The sequence below is a fragment of the Chryseobacterium lineare genome, assembly GCF_977014045.1.
The window spans coordinates 2,734,392-2,759,244 of the sequence record NZ_CDRNIQ010000001.1 but is presented as its reverse complement, the minus strand read 5'-3'; the positions used below and the strand labels follow the sequence as shown (position 1 = coordinate 2,759,244).

Here is a 24,853-nt window from a genome sequence, read left to right as displayed (position 1 = left end):
TATAAGTACTCTGAAGATTTAATTCAATTTTACAATCCGTAAAAACCCCATAAATAATCAGGAAAAAACCGTGTCTTAGCAAAAGGATTTTTTACGAAATTAGCATATCAAAACTAACATTTATTAAAAACTAACATTATGAAACCAAAAGCTAAGCTAGAAACTGAAGCGCAAGGGCTTAAACAGCCTTTAAGCATGATGACGACTGATCTTATTCAGACTCTGGTGAATAACTACAGAACAAACCAGCTGCTTTCTGTAAAAGAAACAATGGGGATTGAAGATGCAGATTCCATCCAGTTTGATCTCGCAACATTAAAGAGATTTATTTCCGAAATTGAAACTGAAACGATGGCAAATAATCCTGATGTTACCACAGAAGATCTCGGCATCAGGTTTTATTATGCTGCTTATCCGAATGCTGAAAACTGGGATATCATGGCTGGTACGCCAATTGGGATAGAATGTGCACAAATGCATACGCTGGTGATGATTCCTACGATTAAAAGAATGGAAGAAAACGGCGAAGTGGGTAATTATGATTTCAATCCTTTAGACATGAACCGGAATGGTGTGAATGCGAGGACTTTTGGAAAGGATTCAGATACGGATCTTGAGTTTATTTGCCAGAACCATGGTACATTATCCCCTCCTGCAACAAAAATAACACAATTGTTTTAGGATAGAAATTTATATTTATACGAACAGGCACAATGAGTGAATTTCAAGAAGTACTACAGCAATCTTTAATCTGGACTGAAGGGCTGGCCGCCATTATTTCTATTATATTTTATAGGAATGCAAAGGATTCTTACTGGAAGTACTTTTCCATTTATTTAATACTCATGTTTTTAAGTGAAGTGTTTGGGAAATGGGGTGGCAATCTGATAGAATATAGCAAACCAAAATTTTTTAATTATTTTGTCATTCCCATTGAATTTTTATTTCTCTATTGGCTATATGCTTCAAAAACATTTAAAAGGCCTAAATTATTTTATATTTTGTCTGTTCTTTATTTGCTTTCCTTTATTCCCAATGAATATTTTTTTGAAGCTGGAAAAATAATTTTTTCGTTCAATTATACATTTGGCTGCCTTATTCTTATGGTGCTTGTAATAATGGAATATTACAGACAGATTAATTCTTCGGATATTTTACATTTTAATAAAAATAAAATGTTTTACATTAATCTTGGAGTCACCTTATTTTATATCGGAACGTTGCCATTCTGGACATTTTTTAATTTATTAAGCAAATATCCGGAGCTATGGAATATTTATTTTAATTATTTCCTGATTTCAGGAATCACTATGTATGTATTATTTTCAATTTCATTCATATGGGGAAAACAGAACTCCTGATCACAATTATGCTATTCAACATGTTTTTCGTGTTGTTTGTAGCAGCTGTAATGGTGTACATCCGAAAATACAGACAGCGAAAGAAAGAATATCTGAATGAAATTGAGATAAAAAACGAGATCCATCAACGTGAGCTTCTGGCTACCCAGCTGGAAATACAGCAGGTTACCATGCAGCAGATCGGGCGCGAACTTCATGATAACATAGGGCAAAAGCTTACCCTTGTCAGCCTTTACACGCAACAGCTTTTATACGAAAATAAAGTTCCTGAAGTGATTGAAAGAATCGAACAGGTTTCGCAGATTATCAATCAGACACTGCACGATCTGAGGAGCCTGTCGAAAACGTTGACCGATGACAACATTAATCAAAAGGAAATTGTAACTTTAATACAGGAAGAGGTAGATAATACCAACGCTTTTCAAAAGTGTCATGTTGATTTTAAGCATAATTTTCAACAGCTGGATTTAGGGTTTGTGCATAAAAATGTTTTATTGAGAATTACTCAGGAATTTATTCAGAACAGTATGAAGCATGCCAATTGCAAGAATATTTTCATTAATCTTAACACTTCGGAAAAAATACTTTGGGAACTGAATATTAAAGATGACGGTATTGGCTTCGATCCTTCAGATGTTAAGTCAAACGGCATCGGTCTTACCAACATGAAAAACAGAGCCGAAATTATCGGAGCCGATTTCAGACTCGAAAGCGGAGAAAATTTAGGAACAACACTCAACATTATTTTAAAAAAACAGCCATGAAAAAAACGATAGTTATTGTAGACGACCATATCCTTATCGCAAAAGCATTGGAAGGAATCATCGGTAACTTTAAAGATTTTGAAGTGATTTATGTTGCTGAAAACGGTAAAGATCTGATTCAGAAACTTGAAAATAACAACAGGATTCCGGATATTATTTTACTCGATATCAGTATGCCGATTATGGACGGATTTGAAACTGTGCTGTGGCTCAGAGAAAACCACCCAAAAATCAAAGTGATGGCATTGAGCATGCAGGGTGATGACAAAAGTGTTATTAAAATGATTAAAAACGGTGCGAAAGGATATTTACTGAAAAATACGCACCCTCAGGAACTGGAAAATGCTTTAATCAAGCTTAATACCGACGGATTTTTCTATCCGGACTGGGCGTCAAAAATTATTTTCTCTACGATGAATAACGATGAATCTGCCGGCAATATCAGGATTTCGGAGCGTGAAAAAGAATTTTTGAAATATACGGTCACCGAGCTTAGCTATAAAGAAATCGCAGATAAAATGTGCTGCAGTCCGAGAACAGTAGAAAGTTACAGAGATCAGCTTTGCGACAAACTGGATCTCAAAACGCGTGTGGGATTGGCGGTATTTGCGATTAAAAACGGTTTTGCTGTTTAAGTTAGGGTTTAATGAATGTTTAAAATCATTTAATAATATGTATTGATAGCGGTTTAAAAGTGTTTTATAATCAGTGTAAATTAAAAAATGTTATTGATTGAATAATAAAAATAAATAACATTTTGGTGAAATACTTGTGTGTGAACTCCAAATTTTATAATTTCATTTTTGTAACAAAATATTCCTTTTATGAAAAAACTACTATTCGGAGTTCTCATGTTGAGCTTCTTGTCCTGTAACAGTGACAACATTAACAACCAAACTGAAGAGTCATCAAACAACACAGAAAATTTAGGAGGATCTGCTTTGAAAAGAGGCTGTCCGTCTGAAGAAATCAGGAAAATCGCCCTTCAGAGTAGCCCTGAACTCAGGCAGAGATATTCTGAGCTTGAAACTAAAACTGAAAAATTTGTAAATGATCTTAAGCTCGGTAAAGTACTTTCTGACGGAACTGTTGAAATCCCTGTTGTGGTAAATGTTCTCTACAGAACTTCTTCAGAAAATATTTCTGCTTCCCGTATTGCCGAGCAGATTGCTGTACTGAATGCAGATTATGGAGGTACAAACAGTGATGCTGCCAATATTCCGACAGCATTTCAAAGCTTAAAAGCTGGCGATGTAAAAGTAAGATTCAGACTGGCCAATACGGTAAGAAAATCGACAACCAAAACAAGCTGGAGTACCAATGATGCAATGAAAAAATCTTCAAGCGGAGGTATTGATGCTACAAGCCCTTCCAATTATCTTAATATTTGGGTGGTTGGAAATATGGGACAGATCTTAGGCTATGCCACTTTCCCGGAATCTTCAGGATTATGGAATGACGGTGTCGTAATCGCCGCTTCTTATTTCGGAAAAACCGGCGCCTCAGCTCCGTTTAACAAAGGAAGAACTGCGACACACGAAGTAGGGCATTACCTGAATCTGAGACATATCTGGGGAGATGCCAACTGTGGAAACGACCTTGTTTCAGATACACCTACGCAGACGGGACCTAATTACGGAACACCGAGCTATCCGTTGTATAATACCTGCGGTGGTGTACAGAGATCCGTTATGTTCATGAATTATATGGATTATGTGGACGATGCGGCGATGTTTATGTTCTCATCCGGGCAAAAAACAAGAATGCAGTCTGTTGTAGCATCTTCAGGTGCAAGATCAGGATTGAGACTATACTAATCTTTTCATTAATTTTTATAAAAAACCGGCTGTTTCAGATTGAAACAGCCGGTTGTATTTTAAAGCATTTTCTGATTGTCTTCGGGTGTGTAATCCATAAAGATGCCACCGTCGATATTCACAGATTTTACTTTCTTTGTGATGGGAATCGTCAGCATGGTCTGTTTCTGGTCTTTTTCCCATACAGAAGGTGAGAAGTGCAGTTTTTCAACCGTTTCGTCATCATACTTTATTTCTGCATCAAAAGGAATGGCAAAGCCGCCGATATTGCTGATGTTTACGGTAAGAAGATTATTTGCCTGGCTGGCTCCTGCAGCCTTAAGATCAATATAATTATTCGTATAAAACCAATTATTGAAAAACCAGTTGAGGTTTTTCCCTGAACCTGTATTCATCGAATAAAAATAGTCCCACGGAATCGGATGTTTCCCATTCCAGTTGTTCATATAATGATGAAGTGCTTTTTTAAACAGATCGTCTCCGAGATAATCTTTCAAAGCTAAATAAGATAAAGATGCTTTTACATAAGAGTTGTTGCCATATCCCGCACCACTTACCTGCGTACTCATTGTAATGAGCGGTTGATCCTGTTCTGCAGAAGGATCGTTGATCCATCTTTTTACCCTGAAATTTTTATAAAACTCTTTAGCCTTTGCCTCGCCGTTCTCATCAATTCCGATGAGATATTCCAGCGTAGTTGCCCAGCCTTCATCCATGAAAGCATATCGGGTTTCGTTAATTCCCATATAAAAAGGGAAATAAGTATGTGCAATTTCGTGATCCGCCGTTAACCTTGCATCCTGAAAATCATCAGGAATACTGGTGTCGTTGATCATCATCGGGTATTCCATATCTGCGTATCCCTGAACTGCTGTCATTACATTATAAGGATATTCCACGCCCGGCCAGTTTTTTGAAAACCAATCCAGGTTGTAGCGCATCCATTCTACATAATGTTCAAAATCCTTTGCATCGGCTTTGTAAGCGGCCTGTACGCTGGCTCTTTTTGTTTTTAGCTGAACACTGGATGCATCCCACGCGTAATGATTGCTTAATGCAAAGCAGAAATCCGTAATGTGGCTGGCTTTAAATTTCCAGACATTCCATTTATTCTGCTTGGTAACTTTACCGGATTTCATTTCATGCTCAGTAGCGACATGAATTATCTTGTCGCTTTTTAATGAAGATTTGTATTTTTTTAAATATAAAGGCTGAAGAACTGCTTCAGGGTTCAGGAAATCTCCTGTTGCCCAGACTACATAGTTTTTGGGAGCAGTGATGGCAAAGCTGTAATCATTAAAATCATTATAAAACTCCTGCCTGTCGGAATGAGGAAGCATATCCCAGCCATTGTAATCATCATACACAGAAATCCTTGGAAAAGAATAGGCCACATAGAAGGTTTCCGGATCAATCTGTCCCTCTCTTCCGCTTTGTACCGAGAGTGGGTATTCCCATTCTATTTTTATTTCCGCTTTCGTTTTAGATTTTAAAGCTGAATGCAATTTTACCTTTTCAACAGTTCCCCAATTTTCACTGTTGACGTTATATTTTTCACCATTTACCACAAATGATTTGATATGTAATCCGGACGATAGAAAATCTTTGGAAACCATTCCTGATCTCGGAGACTGAGGTTTATGTAAATTATTTACAAATCGGATGGCCAGTTCGTTAAGACTGTTAGGGCTGTTATTGGTATAAAGAATAGTTTCTTTCCCCGAAACCATTTTTGTAGTGGCGTCTACTTTTACGTCTACATTATAAATTCCTTTATTCTGCCAGTAATTTTTCCCTGGAGCGCCCGACAAATCGCGGGTTCCGTTTTCATATGCTTTTTTAATATTTCTGGGCATATAAAGTTCCTGAGCGGAAAGTTGCCATGAATTCAATAGCAACAAACCCCAAACCAATCTTCTCATTTAAGTTTTGTTATCATTTTTAATTTACCATAAAAGTAGCAAAAAAAGACAATAAAATAATGACTGTCAATTATTTATTAACTACAAAATATTTAAACCATTTCTGCTGTCATCTCTTCATTTGATTGCCAAAAAATCATCACAACAGAACGACAAAGATAAACTATTTTGCCCTGACGGAAATATAGAATAAATGGAAAACAACTGTACTTTAAATTCCTTTTTTCTCGTAAATAGGATATTGTTTTTTTTCACTCTGGTAAATGAAACTGCTTAGGAGATTTTCTTAAATGATTCCAATCTTTTTACAATTAAAATAAACGCACATGACGAAAATCATAAAAATTTGTCAGAAACAAAAAATCTTTTTACATTTACACCTAACAAGTGTTAGTTAGTTTAGTATGGATTTTTCAGTGGAATATTTAGAATTGAATCAGTTGCGGGCTTTACAGTCTGAAAGATTGGTTAATTTGGTACATTATCTTGGTGAGAAATCGGAGTTTTATGCAGGGAAATTCATGGAGTCTGGGCTCGCACCGGAAGATATACAATCCATTGATGATATTGCTAAACTGCCGATTACTTACAAACAGGATTTGAGAGACAATTATCCGTTCGGATTATTTACCGTTCCGAAAAATGAGCTGCAGAGAATTCACTGCTCCAGCGGAACAACGGGAAAACCGACAGTAGTAGGATATACCAGAGAAGATGTTGATTTATTCAGCGAAGTAGTGGCGAGATCGTTAAACGCAGCGGGAGCAAAACCAGGAATGCAGTTACACAATGCTTATGGTTATGGGATTTTCACCGGCGGACTGGGACTTCATTACGGAGCCGAGAAATTAGGAATGAGTGTGTTGCCGATTTCAGGAGGAATGACAGCCAGACAGGTGGATTTAATTATAGATTTTAAACCTGAAGTTCTTTGCTGTTCACCTTCTTATGCTTTAACGCTGGCTGATGAATTTGCAAAACGTGGAATTTCCGCAGAGGAAATCAGCTTACAATATGCCGTTTTAGGTTCAGAACCATGGACGGAAATTATCAGGCATCATATTGAAGAAAGATTAGGCGTTCATGCGACCAATATTTATGGTTTAAGTGAAATAATCGGTCCGGGAGTGTCGGTAGAGGATTTTGAAGAAAAAGGAGGTTCTTACATATGGGAAGATCATTTTTATCCTGAAATCTTAGATCCGGTTACGAAACAGCCGGTTCCATTTGGGGAAGAAGGAGTTTTGGTAATCACAACTTTAACGAAAAAGGCAATGCCGCTGTTGCGTTACTGGACGAACGATATTACCAGTCTTTACTACGATGAAAACGGTAAAAGAACTATGGTGAAGATGAAACCTATTCTTGGAAGAGCGGATGATATGCTGATTGTGAGAGGCGTAAATGTTTACCCAAGCCAGATTGAAGAAGCATTCTCTCATGTGGAAGGTGTTGTTCCAAATTATTATCTGACACCTGTTGAAAAAGAACAAATGTGTGTCGCGCTGGATATTGATGTGGAAGTAGATGATGAATTGGTCAGGGCGCAAAATTTAAGTTTAAATACCGATGATTATGCTATTTTTGTCGGAAATTTCGGAAAAAATATAGAAAACGAAATTAAAAAGCGGGTAGGAATCACAACGAAAGTAAAAATTCATGCCCAAGACAGTCTTCCGAAATGCGAAGGTGGAAAAATTAACAGAATACTTAAAAAATAAATGAATTCATTTTATAAACTAAAAACGGTTAAGGTTCAGAAAGATACAACGGATGCCGTAAACGTAGCCGTGGAAATTCCTGAGGAGCTGAAGGATAAATTCAGGTTTAAGCAGGGACAGTATCTTAATTTCAGAATGATGATCGACGGAAATGAAGAAAGACGTTCTTATTCTATCTGCAATGCACCCAGCGAAAAAAGCAATACATTGGAAGTATTGGTAAAATTATTGGAAGGCGGAAAAGTTTCAGGATATTTCAACGAACATCTTCACATGGATGAACTGCTGGAAGTGATGCCCCCGATGGGCGGTTTTAACACGTCTTATCACCCGACCAATGTGAAAACCTATATTGGTTTGGCGGCAGGAAGCGGAATTTCTCCGGTGTTGTCCAATATTAAAGAAAGCCTTTACCAGGAGCCGAATTCAAACGCGTACCTGTTCTACAGCAACAGAGGCATGAATCACGTTATGAAAAAAGCTGAAATTGATAAACTGGTACAACAATTCAACGGAAGGCTGAAAGTAATCTATATGGTTAGCCGCGAAAAGCATGAAGATCAATTATTTGAAGGAAGAATCTGTCCGGATAAGCTGGAGCAGCTGTTTGAAAGACATCCTGAAATTGACGTTAAAGAATCTACCTATTTCATTTGTGGTCCTTCAGAGATGATTAAGAGCGTTGCAGATTATCTTAAAAAAGATAAAAAAGTACCGGCCATTCAGGTTTTATTTGAATATTTTACTGCTCCGGATGAAGAAAATACGGAAGAAATGAGTGATGAATTCAAAGCTATTGCCAATATCGAAAGTATGGTAACGGTAATTATTGATGATGATGAATATTCGTTCCACCTCAACTCAAAAAAAGAGAGTATCTTAGATAAAGCATTGAAAGACAATCTTCCCGTACCTTTTGCGTGTAAAGGAGGAGTGTGCTGTACGTGTAAAGCGGAAGTTTTGGAAGGAGAAGTTTTCATGGAGAAAAACTACGCGCTTACCGAAGAAGAAGTAGCCAGAGGTTACGTTCTTACCTGCCAGTGTCACCCGACAACGAATGTGGTGATGTTGAATTATGATGTTTAATTCAATTTGAAAATGAGTCAATGTGCTAATTTGAAAATGCTATTATTATGTTAATTTTCAAATTGCCTAATTCTCAAATTTTCAAATTAATTAATTTTCAAATTAAAAAATTATGGATTTAGAAAAATTTGTACAATACGTACACGATGAAAATAAAGTAGAGCCAAAAGATGTAATGCCTGACGATTACAGGAAATTATTGGTTCGTCAGATCTCACAGCACGCGCATTCCGAAATCGTGGGAATGTTGCCGGAAGCCAACTGGATTTCCAGAGCGCCGTCATTGAGAAGAAAAATGGCTCTTTTGGCAAAAGTTCAGGACGAGGCAGGTCATGGTTTATACCTTTATTCCGCAACAGAAACTTTAGGTGACGGAACGGTAAGGGCAGACAGAGATGCTACGTATGACGATATGCTTTCAGGAAAAGCAAAATATTCCAGCATATTCAATTATCCGACGTTGAGTTGGGCAGATATCGGCGCAATCGGTTGGCTGGTAGACGGTGCTGCAATTATGAACCAAGTGATGCTGATGGGAAATTCTTACGGTCCTTATTCAAGAGCAATGGTGAAAATCTGTAAAGAAGAATCTTTTCATCAAAGACAAGGCTATGAGATTTTAATGGCCCTTTGCCGTGGAACCAAACAACAGAAAGAAATGGCTCAGGCTTCGTTAAACCGTTTCTGGTGGCCGGCTTTAATGATGTTCGGACCGAATGACGACAGCTCACCCAACTCTAAAATATCTATGAATTACAGAGTGAAAAGAGAAAGCAACGACAGTCTTCGTCAGAGATTCATCGATGTTACGGTTGCTCAGGCAGAGTTTTTAGGATTAACCATTCCTGATAAAGATCTGAAATGGAATGAAGAAAGACAGCATTATGATTTCGGAGAGCTTCCTTGGGATGAATTCATGGAAATCTTAAAAGGTAACGGACCTTGCAACAAGAAGCGTATTGAAACAAAAAGAAAAGCTCAAAGAGAAAATTCTTGGGTAAAAGAAGCCGCAGCAGCTTTTGCAGAAAAACAGGAAAAAATTTCAATATAACAATATACCAATGTAAAAATGTAACAATCCTATTGTTATTCTAAGCGAAGCGAAGAAATCTCATTATTGTTAAACTGTTACATTGATACATTGTTAAATTAATTTTAATTATGGCAAATTTAGATATGTGGGAAGTGTTTATTCAGACTAAACCGGGATTATCTCACAAACACGTTGGAGTGGTACAGGCACCAACAGCTGAAATGGCTTTGCAGAATGCAAGAGACGTTTACACAAGGAGAAAAGAAGGGACTTCAGTTTGGGTGGTTCCAAGTAAATATATTGTCACTTCAGAAGGGATTGATAAAGAAGCTTTCTTCGATCCGGCTGATGACAAGTTGTACCGTCACCCGACGTTCTACGAAATTCCGAATGATGTAAAAAATATGTAAATGAGACATGAGATCAATAGACAACAGATATGAGATTTTAAAATCTCTTCGTCTCATGTCTCTCAGTCTTTAAATCTATAAACAATGAATCCATTATACAATTATTTATTAAAACTGGCAGACGACAGCTTCATCATGGGACAACGTTTGTCTGAGTGGTGCGGTGAAGGTCCTTATCTTGAGGAAGATATTGCGCTGACGAATATCGCACTGGATGAACTTGGACAGGCCAACAACTTTTATGTGTACGCTTCAAGGCTTATTGATGACGGAAAAAGCGAAGATGATCTTGCCTTTTTAAGATATGAACATGAATACGTAAATGCACACTGGACTGAACTTCCCAACGAAGATTATGCACAGACAATTTTGAAAGTGTATGTTTTCGCAGTATATCAAAAGCTGATGTATGAAGCATTATCAAATTCTGCGAATGAAGAACTTTCTGCCATTGCTCAAAAGTCTTTGAAAGAAGTAAGATATCATTATACGCACGCAGCTTCCTGGATGAAAATTTTTGCTCAGGGAACGGAAGAAAGTAAATCCCGACTGGTAAAAACAATCGAAAATATCTGGGAATATACAAAAGGTCTATTCGCAAAAACAGAAGGTGAAAATGATTTGGTAGCATTAAATATTGCTCCTAATGCAGATGCGCTTTATGAAGATTTTCTGGCTATCACCCAAAAAGATTTTGCAGATTTCGGCTTAGAATATCCGGCAAATCCTTTCATGCAGCCAAAATCCAGAACAGGTTATCACACAGAATATTTTGGATATATCCTTTGTGAATTGCAGTATATGCAGCGAGCATATCCGGGTTGTACGTGGTAAATAAAATGTACCAATATATCAATGTAGCAGTCTGGCAATGATTGGTATATTGATAGACTGTTAAATTGTTAGATTAAATTGAGAGATCCTTTAGACATATTAGAACTCGTTCCCGATCCGGAAATTCCTGTGATCAATATTGTGGAATTAGGCATTGTAAGAGAGGCGAAAGTTACTGGTGAGAATTCTTGCGAAGTAACGATCACGCCTACTTATTCGGCCTGTCCCGCCATGTTTACTATTGAGGAAGACATCATCAAGATCATGAAACAAAACGGGTGGGAGACAAAAGTCGTCACCAAAATGTTTCCGATCTGGACAACAGACTGGCTGACCGATGAAGCAAGGGAAAAACTTCGCGTTTACGGAATTACTCCTCCTGAAAAAGGAGCAGATGAACATCATATCGGCAAACCTAAGAAATGTCCGCGATGTGGTTCTATGAATTCAAAACAGATCAGCAGGTTCGGATCTACATTATGTAAAGCTTCGTATCAATGTTTAGATTGCTTAGAACCTTTTGATTATTTTAAATGCCATTAAATTAGTATAACAATGTATCAATGTAATAGTTTACCAATGAAATTGCAGTGAATAATAATTGTTAAATTGTTATACTGCTACATTGTTACATTATTTTATATTTGTTAAATAAAAAAAATAATACTATGTACACACAACTCGATATTGAGAGCCACTTTGAAGGAAAATTAAAAATCGCTTATCTCAACCAGCCTGACACCATGAATGCGCTTACAAAGCCATCATTATCAGATCTGAAGGATTTTGTTAAAGAATGTAATGAAGACCCGACTGTACGATGTGTTGCGATCTCCGGTAGAGGGAGAGCTTTCTGTTCAGGCCAAAATCTCGATGATGCCTTCGTAAACGGTAAAGAGCATCACGATCATGATATCATCAGGAAAATTGTAACCGATTATTACAATCCATTGGTACTGGAAATTACCCGTTGCCGTAAACCGGTCGTTGCATTGGTAAACGGCCCTGCAGTAGGAGCCGGAGCCATGCTGGCGTTGATCAGTGATTTTGTTTTAGCTAATGATAAAGCCTATTTTGCGCAGGCTTTCTCCAATATCGGACTAATTCCTGATACGGGAGGAACGTATTTTTTACCTAGATTATTGGGTCGTCAAATGGCCAATTATCTTGCCTTTACCGGCAAAAAGCTATCCGCAGAAGAATCAAAAGCCTATGGATTGGTTGCAGAAGTTTTCCCTGAAGAGGAATTCAACTCAAAATCAATGGAAATTCTCGAAAAGATGGCCAATATGCCGACTGCAGCAATTAAATTAACCAAAAAAGCATTCGCTAATTCTTACGACAATACACTGAAAGAACAGCTGGAACTGGAGGCCGACCTGCAACAGGAAGCCGCAGCCACCGAAGATTTCATTGAAGGCGTAAATGCATTTTTACAAAAAAGAAAACCTGATTATAAAGGGAAATAAGAATTAATATAACGATGTACCAATGTAGCAGTTTACCAATGAGATGCTCCGACAATCTCAGCATGACAGTGATTGTTACATTGTTACATTGATACACTGTTACATTATGACGAATATAGGAATCATCGGTGCCGGAACTATGGGAATAGGCATCGCGCAGGTGGCCGCCACGAACGGCTGTAAAGTTTGGGTCTATGATGCCAATCCGAAACAGGTGGAAACGGCGACCGTCGGTCTTGAAAAAACACTGACCAAACTGGTAGATAAGCAAAAAATTTCAGCCGAGACAATGACTGAAATTTTAACCAATATCTCTATCGCTACAGAATTAAAGGATTTCAAAGATTGTGAACTCATTATTGAAGCCATCGTTGAAAATAAAGAAATCAAAACCAAAGTATTTACAGAACTGGAAAACCACGTTTCCGAATCGTGTATCATTGGTTCCAATACATCTTCCATTTCTATCACTTCTCTCGGTGCCGAATTGAAAAAACCTGAGCGGTTTATCGGGATTCATTTCTTCAACCCGGCTCCTCTGATGCCTTTAGTAGAAGTAATTCCTTCTCTGCTTACGGATAAATCTTTACCCGAGAAAATCTATAACCTGATGAAAGAATGGGGTAAAACTCCTGTCATCGCTAAAGATATTCCGGGATTCATCGTGAATAGAATTGCGCGTCCTTATTACGGGGAAGCATTGAGAATTGTTGAAGAAAATATTGCCACTCCTGATCAGGTGGATGATGCCATGAAAACTTTAGGAAACTTTAAAATGGGACCTTTTGAATTAATGGATCTTATCGGCGTTGATGTGAATTTTTCCGTGACTACAACGGTGTATAAAGAATATTTTTACGATCCGAAATATAAGCCGTCTTTATTGCAGCAAAGGATGTCGGAAGCCAAACTTCACGGCAGAAAGACAGGAAAAGGCTTTTACGATTATTCTGAAGGGGCAGAAAAGCCTGTTCCTCAGAAAGATGAAGTATTATACGATGATATTTTCCACAGAATTCTTTCCATGCTTATTAATGAAGCTGTTGAAGCAAAAAGATTAGGCATCGCCAGTGATGAAGATCTTGAATTAGCCATGCAGAAAGGCGTAAATTATCCAAAAGGGCTTTTACAGTGGGGTAAGGAAATTGGCTACGATTTAGTTTCTGAAGTCCTTGAAAATCTTTATGATGAATATCAGGAAGACAGATACAGACAAAGCCCGTTACTGCGTAGATTATAAATGTACCAATGTAACAGTTTATCAATATTAATAAAACTATTGGTAAACTGTTACATTGATAAATTGTTACATTAAAATGAATATAGAATCATTCAGAGCCGAATTGAAAATCAGGCTTTTCATTGAAAAAGAATATATTCTTCAGGAAATTTCTTCGACAGATAAATATGATGAAAGATTGGAGCTGTTAGGGAAATTCAATGAAAAATATAAAGAGGTGATTAAAAGAATTGCTAATGAAGAAGGTATTAATTTGACTGATTCTTATCCCACAGAAAATCCATCAAATTCAGGAAGTCTTACTTATGGACAGATGATCTTAGGTAAAACTATGAGTATTTATGATCAATTAGTGGATGAGTTATATGAAAAAATAACACATCACTAATACACTTAAATCTGAAATATTAGAAAATTATGCTTAAAAGAATTTTTACAAAGAAAAACTTTCTGCGCTCTCTAATAAACGCAATCATTTTTGTTATTGGTTTTTCTATCATTAAATTTCTTTTTTACTATTTCGGATGGGATGATGAAAAAAGCATGAATATGTACGGTTTTATATTTTATTTCGTCTTTATGTTTTTAGCTTTCTTCATTTTAGATGGTAGAGACTATACTTGGAAAGATGTGATAAAGTTTAAAAATTTAAATAAAAATAAATGACACCAAGACAGGTTGCAGAATATATGTTCGATCAGGATTTTTTTTCCCAATGGATGAATATCAGACTGATCGAAGTTAAAGAGCATTATTGCTTACTGGAAATGCCCATCAAAAAGGAAATGATCAACGGGCTGAAAACAGTTCACGGAGGAATTACCTTTGCTTTTGCAGATTCTGCACTGGCATTTTCGTCCAACAATTTGGGAGATGCTGCCGTTGCATTGAATTGTATCATCAATTTTACCAAAGCCGGAAAAGAAGGAGACGTTTTCAGAGCAGAAAGCATCTTAGTCAACAACACCAGAAAAACTGCTGTTTACGACATCAAAATTACCAATCAAAGTGACGAACTGATTGCCAAATTTGTCGGAACAGTGTACAAAATAGGGAAGAAAGTAACAGAATTATAAATAAGCAGTAAGCTTTAAGCAATAGACAGTAAGCTTTTTCGAAGCTGGACAAGCCTACTGCTTAAAGCCTAAAGCCTAAAGCAAATACAATGAACAACGTTTACATTATAGACTACATCAGAACTCCCATTTCAAAATTAGGCGGAGGGCTTTCAGAAGTTCGTGCAGATGATCTGGCAGCGGTAGTTATTAAAGAAATTATGGCAAGAAACCCGGAAGTTCCCGTTGAGGAAATTGAAGATGTTATTTTCGGGTGTGCGAATCAGGCAGGCGAAGATAACAGAAACGTGGCGAGAATGGCGTTGCTGTTGGCCGGACTTCCTTATAAAATTGGTGGTGAAACGGTAAACAGGCTTTGTGCTTCGGGAATGTCGGCGGTAGCTAATGCTTTCCGTGCCATTGCTGCCGGGGAGGGTGAAATTTATATTGCGGGTGGTGTAGAGCATATGACGCGTTCACCATATGTAATGTCAAAACCAAGTACGGCTTTCGGAAGAGACAGCCAGATGTTCGATACTACTTTCGGATGGAGATTTGTAAATCCTAAAATGAAAGAGATGTATGGTGTTGACAGTATGGGAGATACTGCTGAAAATTTAGCAGAAATGCATAACATCAGCCGTGAAGATCAGGATAAATTTGCGCTTTGGTCACAGCAGAAAGCAACCAAAGCTCAGGAAAGCGGAAGACTGGCAGAAGAAATCGTAAAAGTTGAAATTCCACAGAAAAAAGGTGATCCTAAAGTTTTTGATACCGATGAATTCATCAAACCGGCATCTTCAATGGAAGGTTTGGGAAAACTTCGTCCGGCTTTCAGAAAAGAAGGAACAGTAACAGCAGGAAATGCTTCAGGAATGAACGATGGTGCAGCAGCATTAATTTTAGCCGGCGAAGAGGCTGTAAAAAAATATGGTCTTCATCCTATTGCTAAAGTTTTAGGTTCAGCCGTTGCCGGTGTTGAGCCTAGAATCATGGGAATTGGTCCGGTAGAGGCCGCTCAGAAAGTATTGAACAGACTGAATCTTTCGTTGGAAGATATGGACGTCATCGAACTGAATGAAGCTTTTGCCGCTCAGGCTTTAGCGGTAACAAGAACTTTGGGCTTAAAAGATGATGATTCAAGAGTCAATCCAAACGGAGGAGCCATTGCCATCGGTCATCCACTCGGAGTTTCCGGTGCGAGAATCGTAGGCTCTGCCGCCATGGAATTGCAGAAACAGAATAAAAAATATGCCCTGTGCACCCTTTGTATCGGTGTCGGACAAGGGTATGCAATGGTGATTGAAAAAGTATAATTTTTCAATAAATGTAACAATATACCAATTTAGCAATGTAGTGTTTTTGTAAGTCAGTTACTACTGAATTGTAGAATAATTTCAATTGGTAAATTGGTAAACTGATTCATTGTTACATTGAATTTTAACAAAAAAATTTATGAATATCTACTCATATCACGGGATAAAACCTATTATTAAACCGTCCGCTTACGTTCATCCGCAGGCGGTTATTATTGGAAATGTAGAAATCGGTGAAGAAGTTTACGTGGGTCCCAATGCCATAATCCGTGGAGATTGGGGAAAGATTATCGTTAAAGACGGTGCCAATGTTCAGGAAAACTGCACGCTTCATGTTTTTCCGGGTATTGAAACTGTTTTGGAAGAATCTGCACACATCGGTCACGGTGCGATTATCCATTCCGGACATATCGGAAAAAACTGTCTGGTCGGAATGAATTCAGTCGTGATGGACAAAGCTGTCATCGGAGATGAATGTATCATCGGGGCTTTGGCTTTTGTTCCTGCAAATTTTAAATGTGATTCAAGAAAATTAATTGTCGGAAGTCCTGCAAAAATTATCCGTGATGTTTCAGATGAAATGATCAAATGGAAAACAGAAGGAACAAGACTATATCAGGAACTGGCAAGAGAAGGCAAAGACGCAATTTTGCCTTGTGAACCTTTCACAGAATATGTTCAGCAGATTCCTACGAAAGTTGTGGATTACAGTATCTGGGATGACGTTAAATAATATAACAATATACCAGTGTATAAATGTAACAATTAAATTGGTAAACTGTTATATTGCTACATTGTTAAATTAAATTTTATGCAAAAACTAAAAAACTATATCTACGGCGAATGGATCGAAGGAAATGGAAACGGAATTCCTCTGTATAATGCTGTTACAGGCGAGCAGGTTGCCATTTCCGACACAGAAGGCCTGAATTTTGAACAGGCGCTTGACTATGGAAGAACAGTAGGCTACAAAAATCTTTCCTCCATGACCTTCTACGACCGTGGAGAAATGCTGAAAAAAGTAGCACTCTATCTTTTAGAAAGAAAGAAAAAATATTACGAATTATCTTATAAAACAGGGGCAACACACGTAGATTCCTGGGTAGATATTGAAGGAGGTTTCGGTACTTTCTTTACATATTCAGGGTTGGCAAAAAGAATGCTTCCGAACACACCATTCTGGGTAGATGGGGATACTCAGAAAATTTCGGCAAACGGGACCTTCTTGGGAACTCATATTCTGACACCGAGTGAAGGAGTTTCTGTGCAGATCAATGCCTACAACTTTCCGGTTTGGGGAATGTTGGAAAAACTGTCGACTTCACTGTTGGCAGGTGTTCCATCCATTGTAAAGCCTTCTCCGTTTGGATCTTATTTGACGAACGCTGTTTTCCAGGATATGATCGAAAGCGGAATTCTTCCGGAAGGAGCCATACAATTAGTTTGCGGAGAGCCCGGAAATATTCTGGATTATGTTCAGGATGGAGATTCTGTGTTATTCACTGGTTCTGCGACGACCGGAAGAAAGCTAAAATCCTTACCGTCGGTGGCAGGAAATGCTGTTCGCTTCAATATGGAAGCAGATTCTTTAAATTGTTCAATTCTTGGACTTGATGCAAAACCCGGAACGCCTGAATTCGATTTATTTATCAAAGAAGTCCGTAACGAAATGACCACAAAAGCCGGACAAAAATGTACGGCGATCCGAAGAATTATCGTTCCTGAAAATTTAATCGGAGATGTCCAGTATGCTTTATCTAAAGCTTTAGACCAGACCAAAATCGGAAATCCGTTAAGCAGAGAAACAAGAATGGGTTCTCTGGTAGGAAAACAGCAGTATGATGAAGTTTTAAGAAAGATCAATCTGCTGAAAGCTGAAACCGAACTGATCTATGACGGCCAGCACGAATTGGTAGATGCCAACTATGAAAACGGAGCATTTATGAGTCCGAAATTATTCTTAAATGACAAACCTTTCGAAAAAAATATCTCTCACGATGTGGAAGCGTTCGGACCGGTTTCTACGTTAATGCCATATAAAGATGCGGAAGAAGCTGCCGCTTTGGCAAAAAAAGGAAAAGGAAGTTTGGTAGGTTCAATTGTTTCTCATGATAACAATTTTGTAGCAGAAACTTCCTGGAAAATGGCTTCTCAACATGGTAGAATTTTTGTGTTAAACAGAGACAGTGCGAAAGAAAGCACGGGTCACGGCTCACCACTTCCAACGTTAATGCATGGCGGTCCCGGAAGAGCCGGGGGAGGAGAGGAAATGGGTGGACTGAACGGTCTTCATTTCTTCCTTCAGAAAACAGCGATTCAGGGTTCCCCGGATATTTTGACGGCGATAACCAAAGTATATCAGCAGGGTGCCGAAAAGAAATATTCAGACAAACATCCTTTCCAGAAATATTTTGAAGAAGTAGAAGTTGGTGATTCCCTTGAAACTGCAGGAAGAACCGTAACTGATGCCGATATTGTGAATTTCTCCAATGTTTCCTGGGATCATTTTTACGCACACACCGATGCAACAAGTTTAACAGGAACTATCTTTGATAAAACAGTTGCTCACGGATATTTCATCCTTTCTGCAGCTGCAGGACTGTTTGTTTCCGGTAAAAAAGGACCGGTAATTGCCAACTACGGACTGGAAAACTGTTCATTCTTCAAGCCTGTTTATGCAGGAGATACGATCACTGTTTATTTAACGGCAAAAGAAAAGATCAACCGCGGTGTAAAAGGAAGAAATATTCCTTCAGGAGTGGTGAAATGGCTGGTTGAGGTGGTAAACCAAAGAGAAGAAACAGTTTGTGTTGCAACGATTTTAACGTTGGTGGCCAAACAGTCTCCTTTCATTGATTTAAATGTGAAAAGTATTCAAAAAACATTGAATGGTTTAACGGAAACAACGCAGCCAAAATGGGGGGAAATGTCGCCTCAGCAAATGATCGAGCATTTGGAACACGGTATTCTGGTAAGTCTTGGTGAGCCGGAAGCTGACAAATGTTTCACGCCGGAAGAACAACTGGAAAAATGGCAGGATTCCCTGTACAACCACCGAAAAATGCCGAAAGATTTCCCTGCTCCGTTCTTAGCTGAAGACGGAAAATTATTGGATTTGAGATATAAAAATCTGGAAGCGGCAAAACAGTCTTTTATGGATAATCTGAAAAGATTTATAATTTATTACAAAGAAAATCCGCAGGCGGAACATATGAATTTCGTATTCGGAAAACTGAATAAAGAAATGTGGGAACTGATGCACAAGAAGCATTTCACGCATCATTTTGAACAGTTTGATTTAATATAACAATTTACCCGTGTAGCAGTTTAGCAATAAATTGCTACATTTTTTTTATATTGTATTGTGGAAAATTTAGCAGACAAAATAATAGAATTTAACCGTAATCTTCATTATTCAGGAAAACTTCCTGATGATTTTCAGGTTTTAAATCCTTATCTGGATAATCCTGAAACACTGAAAGTAATGCAGCAATTTTACCATAAATTTTATAACGATTCTCATCCGCGGAAATTTCTTATCGGGATCAATCCTAGCCGACACGGAGCCGGTGTTACAGGTGTACCTTTCACCGATACCAAACGTCTGGAAAGTGTCTGTGGAATTCCAATGGTCTCAGCGCGTACACATGAAGTTTCATCGGTATTTGTATATGATATGATTGCAGAATATGGTGGTGCAGAAGCGTTTTATAAAGACGTTTACATCAATTCTCCATTTCCTCTGGCGATCGTAAGAAAGTCAAAAGGCGGTTGGATCAATGCCAATTATTATGATGATAAATCTTTGTTTAATGACGTGAAAAATTTCATGATTGAATCCTTAAAAAAGCATATTAGTCTTAATCTTGATACGTCAGAAGTTTTTATCATGGGAAAGAAGAATGCCGATTTCATCTCAAAGCTCAATCAGGAAGCCGATTTGTTTAAAAAAATGACAGTTCTGGAACATCCACGATATATTCAGCAATATAAATCGAAAGAGAAGCAATTGTATATTGACAAATATATTTTAGCATTGAAAAAATAAAAATCCCCTGAATTATTTCAGAGGATCTTACATCACACACTTATGTATTAGAATCTTCCCGGTATAAATTATTATATCAAAAGTTTTCCTGGTTATTAGTTCTTATTGATATACTTAGAGTTTACTACTTCTTGATGATTTTATATGATTCCGAAGAAGATTTTACTATATAAACTCCTTTTGGAAGTTCGCTGATATCTGTTTGATTTACACCTTTTCTGGCTTCAACGGTTTTCACCAGTTGCCCGGATTGGCTGTAAACTTCAAATTTAGAATTCTCTGCAGCTTCTATCGTAAGAGGTCCGCTCGTAGGATTCGGATACATTTTGATTTCCTTTTTAGAAGGTTTTGCTTCATTGGCAGCCAATACCAATCCGCTGTCTTTTACCCAGGTAAATGCATCCAAAGCAAGATATTGGAAGTTCCCACCGGCAGTAACCTGTATTTGATCAATGACAATGTTGCTGTAATTTTGACCGTTTAGGTTAGTAAGATCAATCAAAGTATATCCATTAGCAGTAGCCGTTGTTGCAGTAAACCCTGTTGTTTTAGTTTGTGTAAACTTTGTTACTCCTGAAAGTTTTCCTGTGATAGTAAGCGTACCGGCAACTCCCAGTGTTGTGTTTGCAGCAGCAGCATACACCCAGAATCTGTTGACTTTAAACAGGTTGGAAGTGGTTTTAATACTAAAAGATGTCCCTGCTGATTGATTGCCCGATCCTGAATTGTCGATATACCTGCCGTCGGCTGCGGTGCCATTCCATCCTGTGCCGGGATAAGCAGCCTGAATGTCGTAAGTATTTACATTTGATATAATATTGAAGATCACTCCGTTATCCGTAAAGCTTGTGCTTCCGTTAGATTCTGTTTCAAACTGTTCTGTACTGGTCTGTCCAAATGAAAGGATTGAAATGAAAAGACCACAGATGGTAGAAAGTAAAGTACTTTTCATGATTTAAATTTTAAGGTTATTATTATTGTCTCGATGGGTAAATGCCTATTGTACAAATGATATAGTTGAGTCCTAAGTAAGGAGGCATATTATTGATTGGTAAATTCTGCCCTGTAAAAGTCACTGAACCCGGATTGATTACCGTATCGGGAGCTGCATCTACAAAGCTCGGAACTGAAATGAAATCTCTTCCAGCCTGTGTTCCTGATACAGCAATTGAAGAAGATGATGACGGTGAAGCAGAGGTTGCATTAGATTTTGAAACTCTCATCTGGCTTACCATTGAAGGAAGATTTGAATTGAGAATCGTAGTCTGAGGTGTTCCTGAAGCTTCACCTAAAGCAGCACTTTTGCCTGTATTTGAAGTTCCAGCGCCAATTGGCATACGCCCGTTCAGGTTAGGTAAAGCGAATGTTGTTCTTCCGTCTCCACCATAAGTGGTACCCAGAATAGCAAAAAGTGCCTGATTCTGATTTATACTTAATATTGCACCGTTGCATAGCATATATCCTCTTGGTGCAAAATTTCCTGCAAAAAGCTTGATGGTTCCTATTAATTCTTCGTCCATGATTATTGTATTTGGTTGTTAGTACTTGTAAAAAAAATTATGGTCTTGAAGGATAAATTCCCTCTACGCATATAATATAATTGATTCCTAAATAAGGAGGCATGTTGTTGACAGGCATATTTTGACCGATAAAAACAACAGACTGCGGATATATCATTGTATCCGGAGCTGCATCTATGAAGCTTGGAACAGTTATAAAATCTCTTCCGGCCTGCGTTCCGCTTACAGCAAGCGATGTTGTAATCGAAGGTACGGCTGTTGTCGCATTCGATGAAGAAACCTTTAGCTGGCTTGCGAAACTTGGCAGGTTGGATGCAAGAAGCGTATTCGTAGGTGATCCGTCTTCTTCTCCCAATTCATAAGATAATCCTGTAGTTGAAGTTCCTGTACCGATTGGAATACGCCCATTTAGATTAGGCAGACCAAATGTTGTTCTTCCGTCACCTCCGTAGGTTGTTCCCAGAATTGAATAAAGAGCAGTGTACTCTGCGATGCTTAAAAGGCTGCCGTCGCATAGCATGTAACCTCTGGGTGCAAAGTTTCCTGAGAATACTTTGATTACGCCCATTAATTCGTCGTCCATGATTATTAATTTTTTTCAGTTTTAAATTCCTACTCTTTTTGGGCTTTTCGGATTCCGCCTTTTAATTGTGAATTGCTATAATTATTCACACCTCAAAGTAACAACAATCATGAAAGCTCAAATAGAGTAGAAAATACCAAATTGAACATTCCGTATTTCTACGGATGCATAACAAATATATTAATAATTTGTTAATTATGATGAATTTTCGATTATTATTTTTGCTTATTTTTGAATTATTACTAATGATAATTATTTATAGCTTATTAAAATAAAATTGACAAATTCTCTTACGTGTAAACTTATTAAAAGAAAATGATTAAAAATATACTAAGCATACTGATGATAGGCTTAAATTTTTAACCGGACAAATAAGCTTTTCAAGCAATTATTTTATCAAATTTTATTCAGGCAGAACGCTTTCTATTTATTATTTTTGTAGAAATCCAATGAAACTAAAAATGAACGAATTCGTAGTATCCGAACTGAAAAACAATATCGCCGAAATTACTTTCGGAACCCCGAAAAGCAATTCTCTTCCCGGAGAGATTCTTGAAAAATTAGCTCAAAACATTCTTGACGAAGGCGCAAAAGATGAGGTAAAAGCAATTCTTATAAAAAGCGAAGGCGAAAAAGCATTCTGTGCCGGAGCTAGCTTTGATGAATTGCTGGAAATTGAAGAACTGGAAAAATCTACGAAATTTTTCGGAGGTTTTGCCAAAGTTCTGAATGCCATGAGAAGCTGCGGTAAAATTGTCGTTGTAAGGGTTCAGGGAAAAACTACCGGCGGCGGAGTAGGAATTGCCTGCGGCGCGGATTACTGTTTTGCAACAAAGGATGCTGCGTTGGCATTAACGGAAATTAATCTGGGAATCGGCCCATTTGTAATAGGTCCTTATGTAGAAAGAAAAATCGGGAAATCGCAGTTTTCGGCAATGGCTATTGATGCAGATTTCAGGTCGGCAGAATGGGCGGAACAGCATAATATTTATCATTCCGTTTCTGAAAATATTGAACAAATGGATGCTAAGCTTGAGAAATTCCTTGATACATTAGCTTCAAGAAGTAGTGATGCTTTAGCTTTAATCAAGAAAGTTTCCTGGGAAGGTACTGAACATTTTAATGAATTGATGCCGGCAAGGATTCACATGAGCGCCAGCCTGATTCTGGAAGATTCAGCAAAGAAAAATATTGAATCTATTAAGGAAAGACTAAGAACGAAATAAAACAAAGTCTTTTTATTCTGAATACAACCGTCGGATTTTTCGGCGGTTTTTCATATAAATTTTAAAATTCAACATTAATTTAAAACAGTTTTTTGAAAAAAATTTTGAATATTCAAAAAAAATAATAACTTTGTAATTCAAAGTTCTTTTTATGGAATCAAAAAATTATCACGAAGACTTATCACACATTCGTTCCATGATGGAGCGTTCTTCAAGATTTATTTCTTTAAGCGGATTATCAGGTGTTGTTGCGGGTTTGGCTGCTATTATTGGTGCCGTTTATGTCTATTTTGTTTTTAAAAGAGAAGGGATCGACTATTTTGATGGTGACAGGAATATTTTCGGACCTTCTTTGGTAAAAGAACTGATTTTCATTGGAACCGCTATCCTTATTGTCGCCATTCTGAGCGGATATCTATTTACAGCTCATAAAAGTAGAAAGAAAGGACTGAAGATCTGGGATGCAACGACAAAACGACTGCTTGTCACTTTTGCAGTTCCGCTGGTTACCGGTGGATTATTTTGCTTGGGCCTTCTTTATCATCATCTGTTTGTTTTTGTAGCACCGGCAACCCTTATTTTTTATGGATTGGCTTTGGTAAGTGCGGAAAGATATACTTTGACCGATATAAAATATTTGGGATATTGCCAGATTATTTTGGGATTAATCTCACTATTTATTTTGGGCTGGGGATTGCTTTTCTGGACCATTGGGTTCGGAGTGCTGCATATTGTTTATGGAACGATCATGCATATTAAGTATAAATAATACTACTTTTGCGGATCTAAATTGATATAATAATGATAAAGATAAATCAACTCAACAAAGAATTCGAAAGCCGTGTAAGATTGGGCATTATGTCTGTTCTGATGGTCAACGACTGGGTTGATTTTTCTGAAATGAAAAGTCTGCTCGAGATCACAGATGGCAATTTGGCAAGCCACAGTAACGCATTGGAAAAGGCGGGTTATATTGAAGTGAAAAAAGAATTTGTCGGGAAGAAACCCAAAACATCGTATCGTGTTACACAAAACGGGAGAAAGGCTTTCACTGATCATTTGAATGGACTGGAAAAATTGCTGGAAAAATAGCTCAAATTTTTTTTGATTTTAAACTTTGAAATACAAAGTACTTTATAATTTTAATATTGAAATAATGATTACAAAACAACAAAAAACAACAATTATTTTCGCTGTTCCTGCTTTATTGCTTGCTACAGCATTTTTTGCGAACCTTTTGATGAAAGACTGGAATTGGTCCATCTTTGATTTCATTGTCGCAACAGTAATTCTTTTCGGAACTGCTTTTTTCGTAAATCTTGTGGCGCTTTCCAACAAGGCATTTATCACCAAAGTGCTGATTTCATTGGTTATACTGATGATCGTTTGTCTGGTTTGGATCGAGTTGGCTGTAGGTATTTTCGGGAGCTTTTTGGCGGGGAGCTGAA

Annotated in this window: 27 protein-coding genes; 23 read left to right on the top strand and 4 right to left on the bottom strand. The window is 37.7% G+C overall.

The window, feature by feature from the left end:
- The first annotated feature begins 138 nt into the window (after positions 1-138).
- From ACWNCI_RS12220 to ACWNCI_RS12200, 5 genes are all read left to right on the top strand, one after another.
- Positions 139-681, top strand: coding sequence for a hypothetical protein (locus ACWNCI_RS12220; RefSeq protein WP_449388512.1), 543 nt, complete (start codon positions 139-141; stop codon positions 679-681).
- Positions 682-713: 32 nt separating this feature from the next.
- On the top strand, positions 714-1,361 hold the full coding sequence (locus ACWNCI_RS12215; protein ID WP_346984047.1) for a hypothetical protein: 648 nt from the start codon (positions 714-716) through the stop codon (positions 1,359-1,361).
- The gene (locus ACWNCI_RS12210; protein WP_449388511.1) at positions 1,340-2,125 is read left to right on the top strand and encodes a sensor histidine kinase; all 786 of its coding nucleotides are present in this window, start codon (positions 1,340-1,342) and stop codon (positions 2,123-2,125) included. The genes ACWNCI_RS12215 and ACWNCI_RS12210 overlap by 22 nt, the downstream gene beginning before the upstream one ends.
- Positions 2,122-2,760, top strand: a complete 639-nt coding sequence (locus ACWNCI_RS12205) for a response regulator transcription factor (RefSeq protein WP_346984049.1) — start codon at positions 2,122-2,124, stop codon at positions 2,758-2,760. Before ACWNCI_RS12210 ends, ACWNCI_RS12205 begins: the two co-directional genes overlap by 4 nt.
- Positions 2,761-2,949: 189 nt before the next feature.
- Positions 2,950-3,942 carry a zinc metalloprotease gene (locus ACWNCI_RS12200; RefSeq protein WP_346984050.1) on the top strand — a complete coding sequence of 331 codons (993 nt, stop codon included), beginning with the start codon at positions 2,950-2,952 and terminating at the stop codon, positions 3,940-3,942.
- A gap of 59 nt (positions 3,943-4,001) precedes the next feature.
- Here ACWNCI_RS12200 and ACWNCI_RS12195 read toward each other — a convergent pair whose 3' ends face one another.
- Positions 4,002-5,864 carry a M1 family metallopeptidase gene (locus ACWNCI_RS12195; protein ID WP_449388510.1) on the bottom strand — a complete coding sequence of 621 codons (1,863 nt, stop codon included), beginning with the start codon at positions 5,862-5,864 and terminating at the stop codon, positions 4,002-4,004.
- A 404-nt stretch (positions 5,865-6,268) separates the two neighbouring features.
- Between ACWNCI_RS12195 and ACWNCI_RS12190 the strand changes: the two genes are divergently transcribed.
- The 14 genes from ACWNCI_RS12190 to ACWNCI_RS12125 all read left to right on the top strand — a co-directional run bounded on the left by ACWNCI_RS12190 (position 6,269) and on the right by ACWNCI_RS12125 (position 20,076).
- The gene (locus tag ACWNCI_RS12190) at positions 6,269-7,585 is read left to right on the top strand and encodes a phenylacetate--CoA ligase family protein (protein WP_449388509.1); all 1,317 of its coding nucleotides are present in this window, start codon (positions 6,269-6,271) and stop codon (positions 7,583-7,585) included.
- Complete coding sequence (locus ACWNCI_RS12185) at positions 7,586-8,671, top strand: 2Fe-2S iron-sulfur cluster-binding protein (protein ID WP_449388508.1); 1,086 nt, start codon at positions 7,586-7,588, stop codon at positions 8,669-8,671.
- Positions 8,672-8,783: 112 nt separating this feature from the next.
- On the top strand, positions 8,784-9,722 hold the full coding sequence (gene paaA / locus ACWNCI_RS12180; protein WP_346984055.1) for a 1,2-phenylacetyl-CoA epoxidase subunit PaaA: 939 nt from the start codon (positions 8,784-8,786) through the stop codon (positions 9,720-9,722).
- A gap of 110 nt (positions 9,723-9,832) precedes the next feature.
- A complete protein-coding gene (paaB, locus tag ACWNCI_RS12175) occupies positions 9,833-10,114 on the top strand; it encodes a 1,2-phenylacetyl-CoA epoxidase subunit PaaB (RefSeq protein ID WP_263601573.1) in 282 nt (93 codons plus the stop codon).
- An 84-nt stretch (positions 10,115-10,198) separates the two neighbouring features.
- On the top strand, positions 10,199-10,948 hold the full coding sequence (gene paaC, locus ACWNCI_RS12170; RefSeq protein WP_449388507.1) for a 1,2-phenylacetyl-CoA epoxidase subunit PaaC: 750 nt from the start codon (positions 10,199-10,201) through the stop codon (positions 10,946-10,948).
- A 78-nt stretch (positions 10,949-11,026) separates the two neighbouring features.
- Complete coding sequence (paaD, locus tag ACWNCI_RS12165) at positions 11,027-11,491, top strand: 1,2-phenylacetyl-CoA epoxidase subunit PaaD (protein WP_346984057.1); 465 nt, start codon at positions 11,027-11,029, stop codon at positions 11,489-11,491.
- A gap of 125 nt (positions 11,492-11,616) precedes the next feature.
- Positions 11,617-12,417: an enoyl-CoA hydratase/isomerase family protein gene (locus tag ACWNCI_RS12160; protein ID WP_449388506.1), complete on the top strand. Its 801-nt coding sequence runs from the start codon at positions 11,617-11,619 to the stop codon at positions 12,415-12,417.
- Between the two features lie 106 nt (positions 12,418-12,523).
- The gene (locus tag ACWNCI_RS12155) at positions 12,524-13,657 is read left to right on the top strand and encodes a 3-hydroxyacyl-CoA dehydrogenase NAD-binding domain-containing protein (protein WP_449388505.1); all 1,134 of its coding nucleotides are present in this window, start codon (positions 12,524-12,526) and stop codon (positions 13,655-13,657) included.
- Between the two features lie 76 nt (positions 13,658-13,733).
- Positions 13,734-14,045: a hypothetical protein gene (locus ACWNCI_RS12150; RefSeq protein ID WP_449388504.1), complete on the top strand. Its 312-nt coding sequence runs from the start codon at positions 13,734-13,736 to the stop codon at positions 14,043-14,045.
- 274 nt (positions 14,046-14,319) lie between these two features.
- The gene (locus ACWNCI_RS12145) at positions 14,320-14,733 is read left to right on the top strand and encodes a PaaI family thioesterase (RefSeq protein ID WP_449388503.1); all 414 of its coding nucleotides are present in this window, start codon (positions 14,320-14,322) and stop codon (positions 14,731-14,733) included.
- Positions 14,734-14,822: 89 nt separating this feature from the next.
- Positions 14,823-16,028 (top strand): 3-oxoadipyl-CoA thiolase, encoded by a 1,206-nt coding sequence (gene pcaF / locus ACWNCI_RS12140; RefSeq protein WP_449388502.1) that lies wholly within the window; start codon positions 14,823-14,825, stop codon positions 16,026-16,028.
- 139 nt (positions 16,029-16,167) lie between these two features.
- Positions 16,168-16,761 (top strand): acyltransferase, encoded by a 594-nt coding sequence (locus tag ACWNCI_RS12135; RefSeq protein WP_449388501.1) that lies wholly within the window; start codon positions 16,168-16,170, stop codon positions 16,759-16,761.
- 78 nt (positions 16,762-16,839) lie between these two features.
- Entirely contained in the window at positions 16,840-19,335 is a 2,496-nt protein-coding gene (gene paaZ, locus ACWNCI_RS12130; protein WP_449388500.1) for a phenylacetic acid degradation bifunctional protein PaaZ, read from the top strand.
- A gap of 57 nt (positions 19,336-19,392) precedes the next feature.
- Positions 19,393-20,076: an SMUG2 DNA glycosylase family protein gene (locus ACWNCI_RS12125; RefSeq protein ID WP_449388499.1), complete on the top strand. Its 684-nt coding sequence runs from the start codon at positions 19,393-19,395 to the stop codon at positions 20,074-20,076.
- Positions 20,077-20,200: 124 nt separating this feature from the next.
- Here ACWNCI_RS12125 and ACWNCI_RS12120 read toward each other — a convergent pair whose 3' ends face one another.
- The 3 genes from ACWNCI_RS12120 to ACWNCI_RS12110 are packed head-to-tail and all read right to left on the bottom strand — an operon-like array spanning position 20,201 to position 22,179.
- Positions 20,201-21,028: a T9SS type A sorting domain-containing protein gene (locus tag ACWNCI_RS12120; protein WP_449388498.1), complete on the bottom strand. Its 828-nt coding sequence runs from the start codon at positions 21,026-21,028 to the stop codon at positions 20,201-20,203.
- Positions 21,029-21,050: 22 nt separating this feature from the next.
- Positions 21,051-21,596 (bottom strand): phage tail protein, encoded by a 546-nt coding sequence (locus ACWNCI_RS12115; RefSeq protein WP_449388497.1) that lies wholly within the window; start codon positions 21,594-21,596, stop codon positions 21,051-21,053.
- A 37-nt stretch (positions 21,597-21,633) separates the two neighbouring features.
- Positions 21,634-22,179: a phage tail protein gene (locus ACWNCI_RS12110; protein WP_449388496.1), complete on the bottom strand. Its 546-nt coding sequence runs from the start codon at positions 22,177-22,179 to the stop codon at positions 21,634-21,636.
- A 461-nt stretch (positions 22,180-22,640) separates the two neighbouring features.
- On the opposite strand from ACWNCI_RS12110, the gene ACWNCI_RS12105 reads away from it, so the two are divergent.
- From ACWNCI_RS12105 to ACWNCI_RS12090, 4 genes are all read left to right on the top strand, one after another.
- A complete protein-coding gene (locus tag ACWNCI_RS12105) occupies positions 22,641-23,405 on the top strand; it encodes an enoyl-CoA hydratase/isomerase family protein (RefSeq protein ID WP_449388495.1) in 765 nt (254 codons plus the stop codon).
- A gap of 151 nt (positions 23,406-23,556) precedes the next feature.
- Positions 23,557-24,174, top strand: a complete 618-nt coding sequence (locus ACWNCI_RS12100) for a hypothetical protein (RefSeq protein ID WP_346984069.1) — start codon at positions 23,557-23,559, stop codon at positions 24,172-24,174.
- 32 nt (positions 24,175-24,206) lie between these two features.
- The gene (locus ACWNCI_RS12095; RefSeq protein WP_449388494.1) at positions 24,207-24,497 is read left to right on the top strand and encodes a winged helix-turn-helix domain-containing protein; all 291 of its coding nucleotides are present in this window, start codon (positions 24,207-24,209) and stop codon (positions 24,495-24,497) included.
- 64 nt (positions 24,498-24,561) lie between these two features.
- On the top strand, positions 24,562-24,852 hold the full coding sequence (locus ACWNCI_RS12090; RefSeq protein WP_449388493.1) for a hypothetical protein: 291 nt from the start codon (positions 24,562-24,564) through the stop codon (positions 24,850-24,852).
- Position 24,853: the final 1 nt, after the last annotated feature.

Coding starts and splice junctions, on each gene's coding strand:
- ACWNCI_RS12220 (WP_449388512.1), top strand. CDS start 139: ATGAAACCAAAAGCTAAGCTAGAAACTGAAGCGCAAGGGCTTAAACAG.
- ACWNCI_RS12215 (WP_346984047.1), top strand. CDS start 714: ATGAGTGAATTTCAAGAAGTACTACAGCAATCTTTAATCTGGACTGAA.
- ACWNCI_RS12210 (WP_449388511.1), top strand. CDS start 1,340: ATGGGGAAAACAGAACTCCTGATCACAATTATGCTATTCAACATGTTT.
- ACWNCI_RS12205 (WP_346984049.1), top strand. CDS start 2,122: ATGAAAAAAACGATAGTTATTGTAGACGACCATATCCTTATCGCAAAA.
- ACWNCI_RS12200 (WP_346984050.1), top strand. CDS start 2,950: ATGAAAAAACTACTATTCGGAGTTCTCATGTTGAGCTTCTTGTCCTGT.
- ACWNCI_RS12195 (WP_449388510.1), bottom strand. CDS start 5,864: ATGAGAAGATTGGTTTGGGGTTTGTTGCTATTGAATTCATGGCAACTT.
- ACWNCI_RS12190 (WP_449388509.1), top strand. CDS start 6,269: ATGGATTTTTCAGTGGAATATTTAGAATTGAATCAGTTGCGGGCTTTA.
- ACWNCI_RS12185 (WP_449388508.1), top strand. CDS start 7,586: ATGAATTCATTTTATAAACTAAAAACGGTTAAGGTTCAGAAAGATACA.
- paaA (WP_346984055.1), top strand. CDS start 8,784: ATGGATTTAGAAAAATTTGTACAATACGTACACGATGAAAATAAAGTA.
- paaB (WP_263601573.1), top strand. CDS start 9,833: ATGGCAAATTTAGATATGTGGGAAGTGTTTATTCAGACTAAACCGGGA.
- paaC (WP_449388507.1), top strand. CDS start 10,199: ATGAATCCATTATACAATTATTTATTAAAACTGGCAGACGACAGCTTC.
- ACWNCI_RS12160 (WP_449388506.1), top strand. CDS start 11,617: ATGTACACACAACTCGATATTGAGAGCCACTTTGAAGGAAAATTAAAA.
- ACWNCI_RS12155 (WP_449388505.1), top strand. CDS start 12,524: ATGACGAATATAGGAATCATCGGTGCCGGAACTATGGGAATAGGCATC.
- ACWNCI_RS12150 (WP_449388504.1), top strand. CDS start 13,734: ATGAATATAGAATCATTCAGAGCCGAATTGAAAATCAGGCTTTTCATT.
- ACWNCI_RS12145 (WP_449388503.1), top strand. CDS start 14,320: ATGACACCAAGACAGGTTGCAGAATATATGTTCGATCAGGATTTTTTT.
- pcaF (WP_449388502.1), top strand. CDS start 14,823: ATGAACAACGTTTACATTATAGACTACATCAGAACTCCCATTTCAAAA.
- ACWNCI_RS12135 (WP_449388501.1), top strand. CDS start 16,168: ATGAATATCTACTCATATCACGGGATAAAACCTATTATTAAACCGTCC.
- paaZ (WP_449388500.1), top strand. CDS start 16,840: ATGCAAAAACTAAAAAACTATATCTACGGCGAATGGATCGAAGGAAAT.
- ACWNCI_RS12120 (WP_449388498.1), bottom strand. CDS start 21,028: ATGAAAAGTACTTTACTTTCTACCATCTGTGGTCTTTTCATTTCAATC.
- ACWNCI_RS12115 (WP_449388497.1), bottom strand. CDS start 21,596: ATGGACGAAGAATTAATAGGAACCATCAAGCTTTTTGCAGGAAATTTT.
- ACWNCI_RS12110 (WP_449388496.1), bottom strand. CDS start 22,179: ATGGACGACGAATTAATGGGCGTAATCAAAGTATTCTCAGGAAACTTT.
- ACWNCI_RS12105 (WP_449388495.1), top strand. CDS start 22,641: ATGAACGAATTCGTAGTATCCGAACTGAAAAACAATATCGCCGAAATT.
- ACWNCI_RS12100 (WP_346984069.1), top strand. CDS start 23,557: ATGGAATCAAAAAATTATCACGAAGACTTATCACACATTCGTTCCATG.
- ACWNCI_RS12095 (WP_449388494.1), top strand. CDS start 24,207: ATGATAAAGATAAATCAACTCAACAAAGAATTCGAAAGCCGTGTAAGA.
- ACWNCI_RS12090 (WP_449388493.1), top strand. CDS start 24,562: ATGATTACAAAACAACAAAAAACAACAATTATTTTCGCTGTTCCTGCT.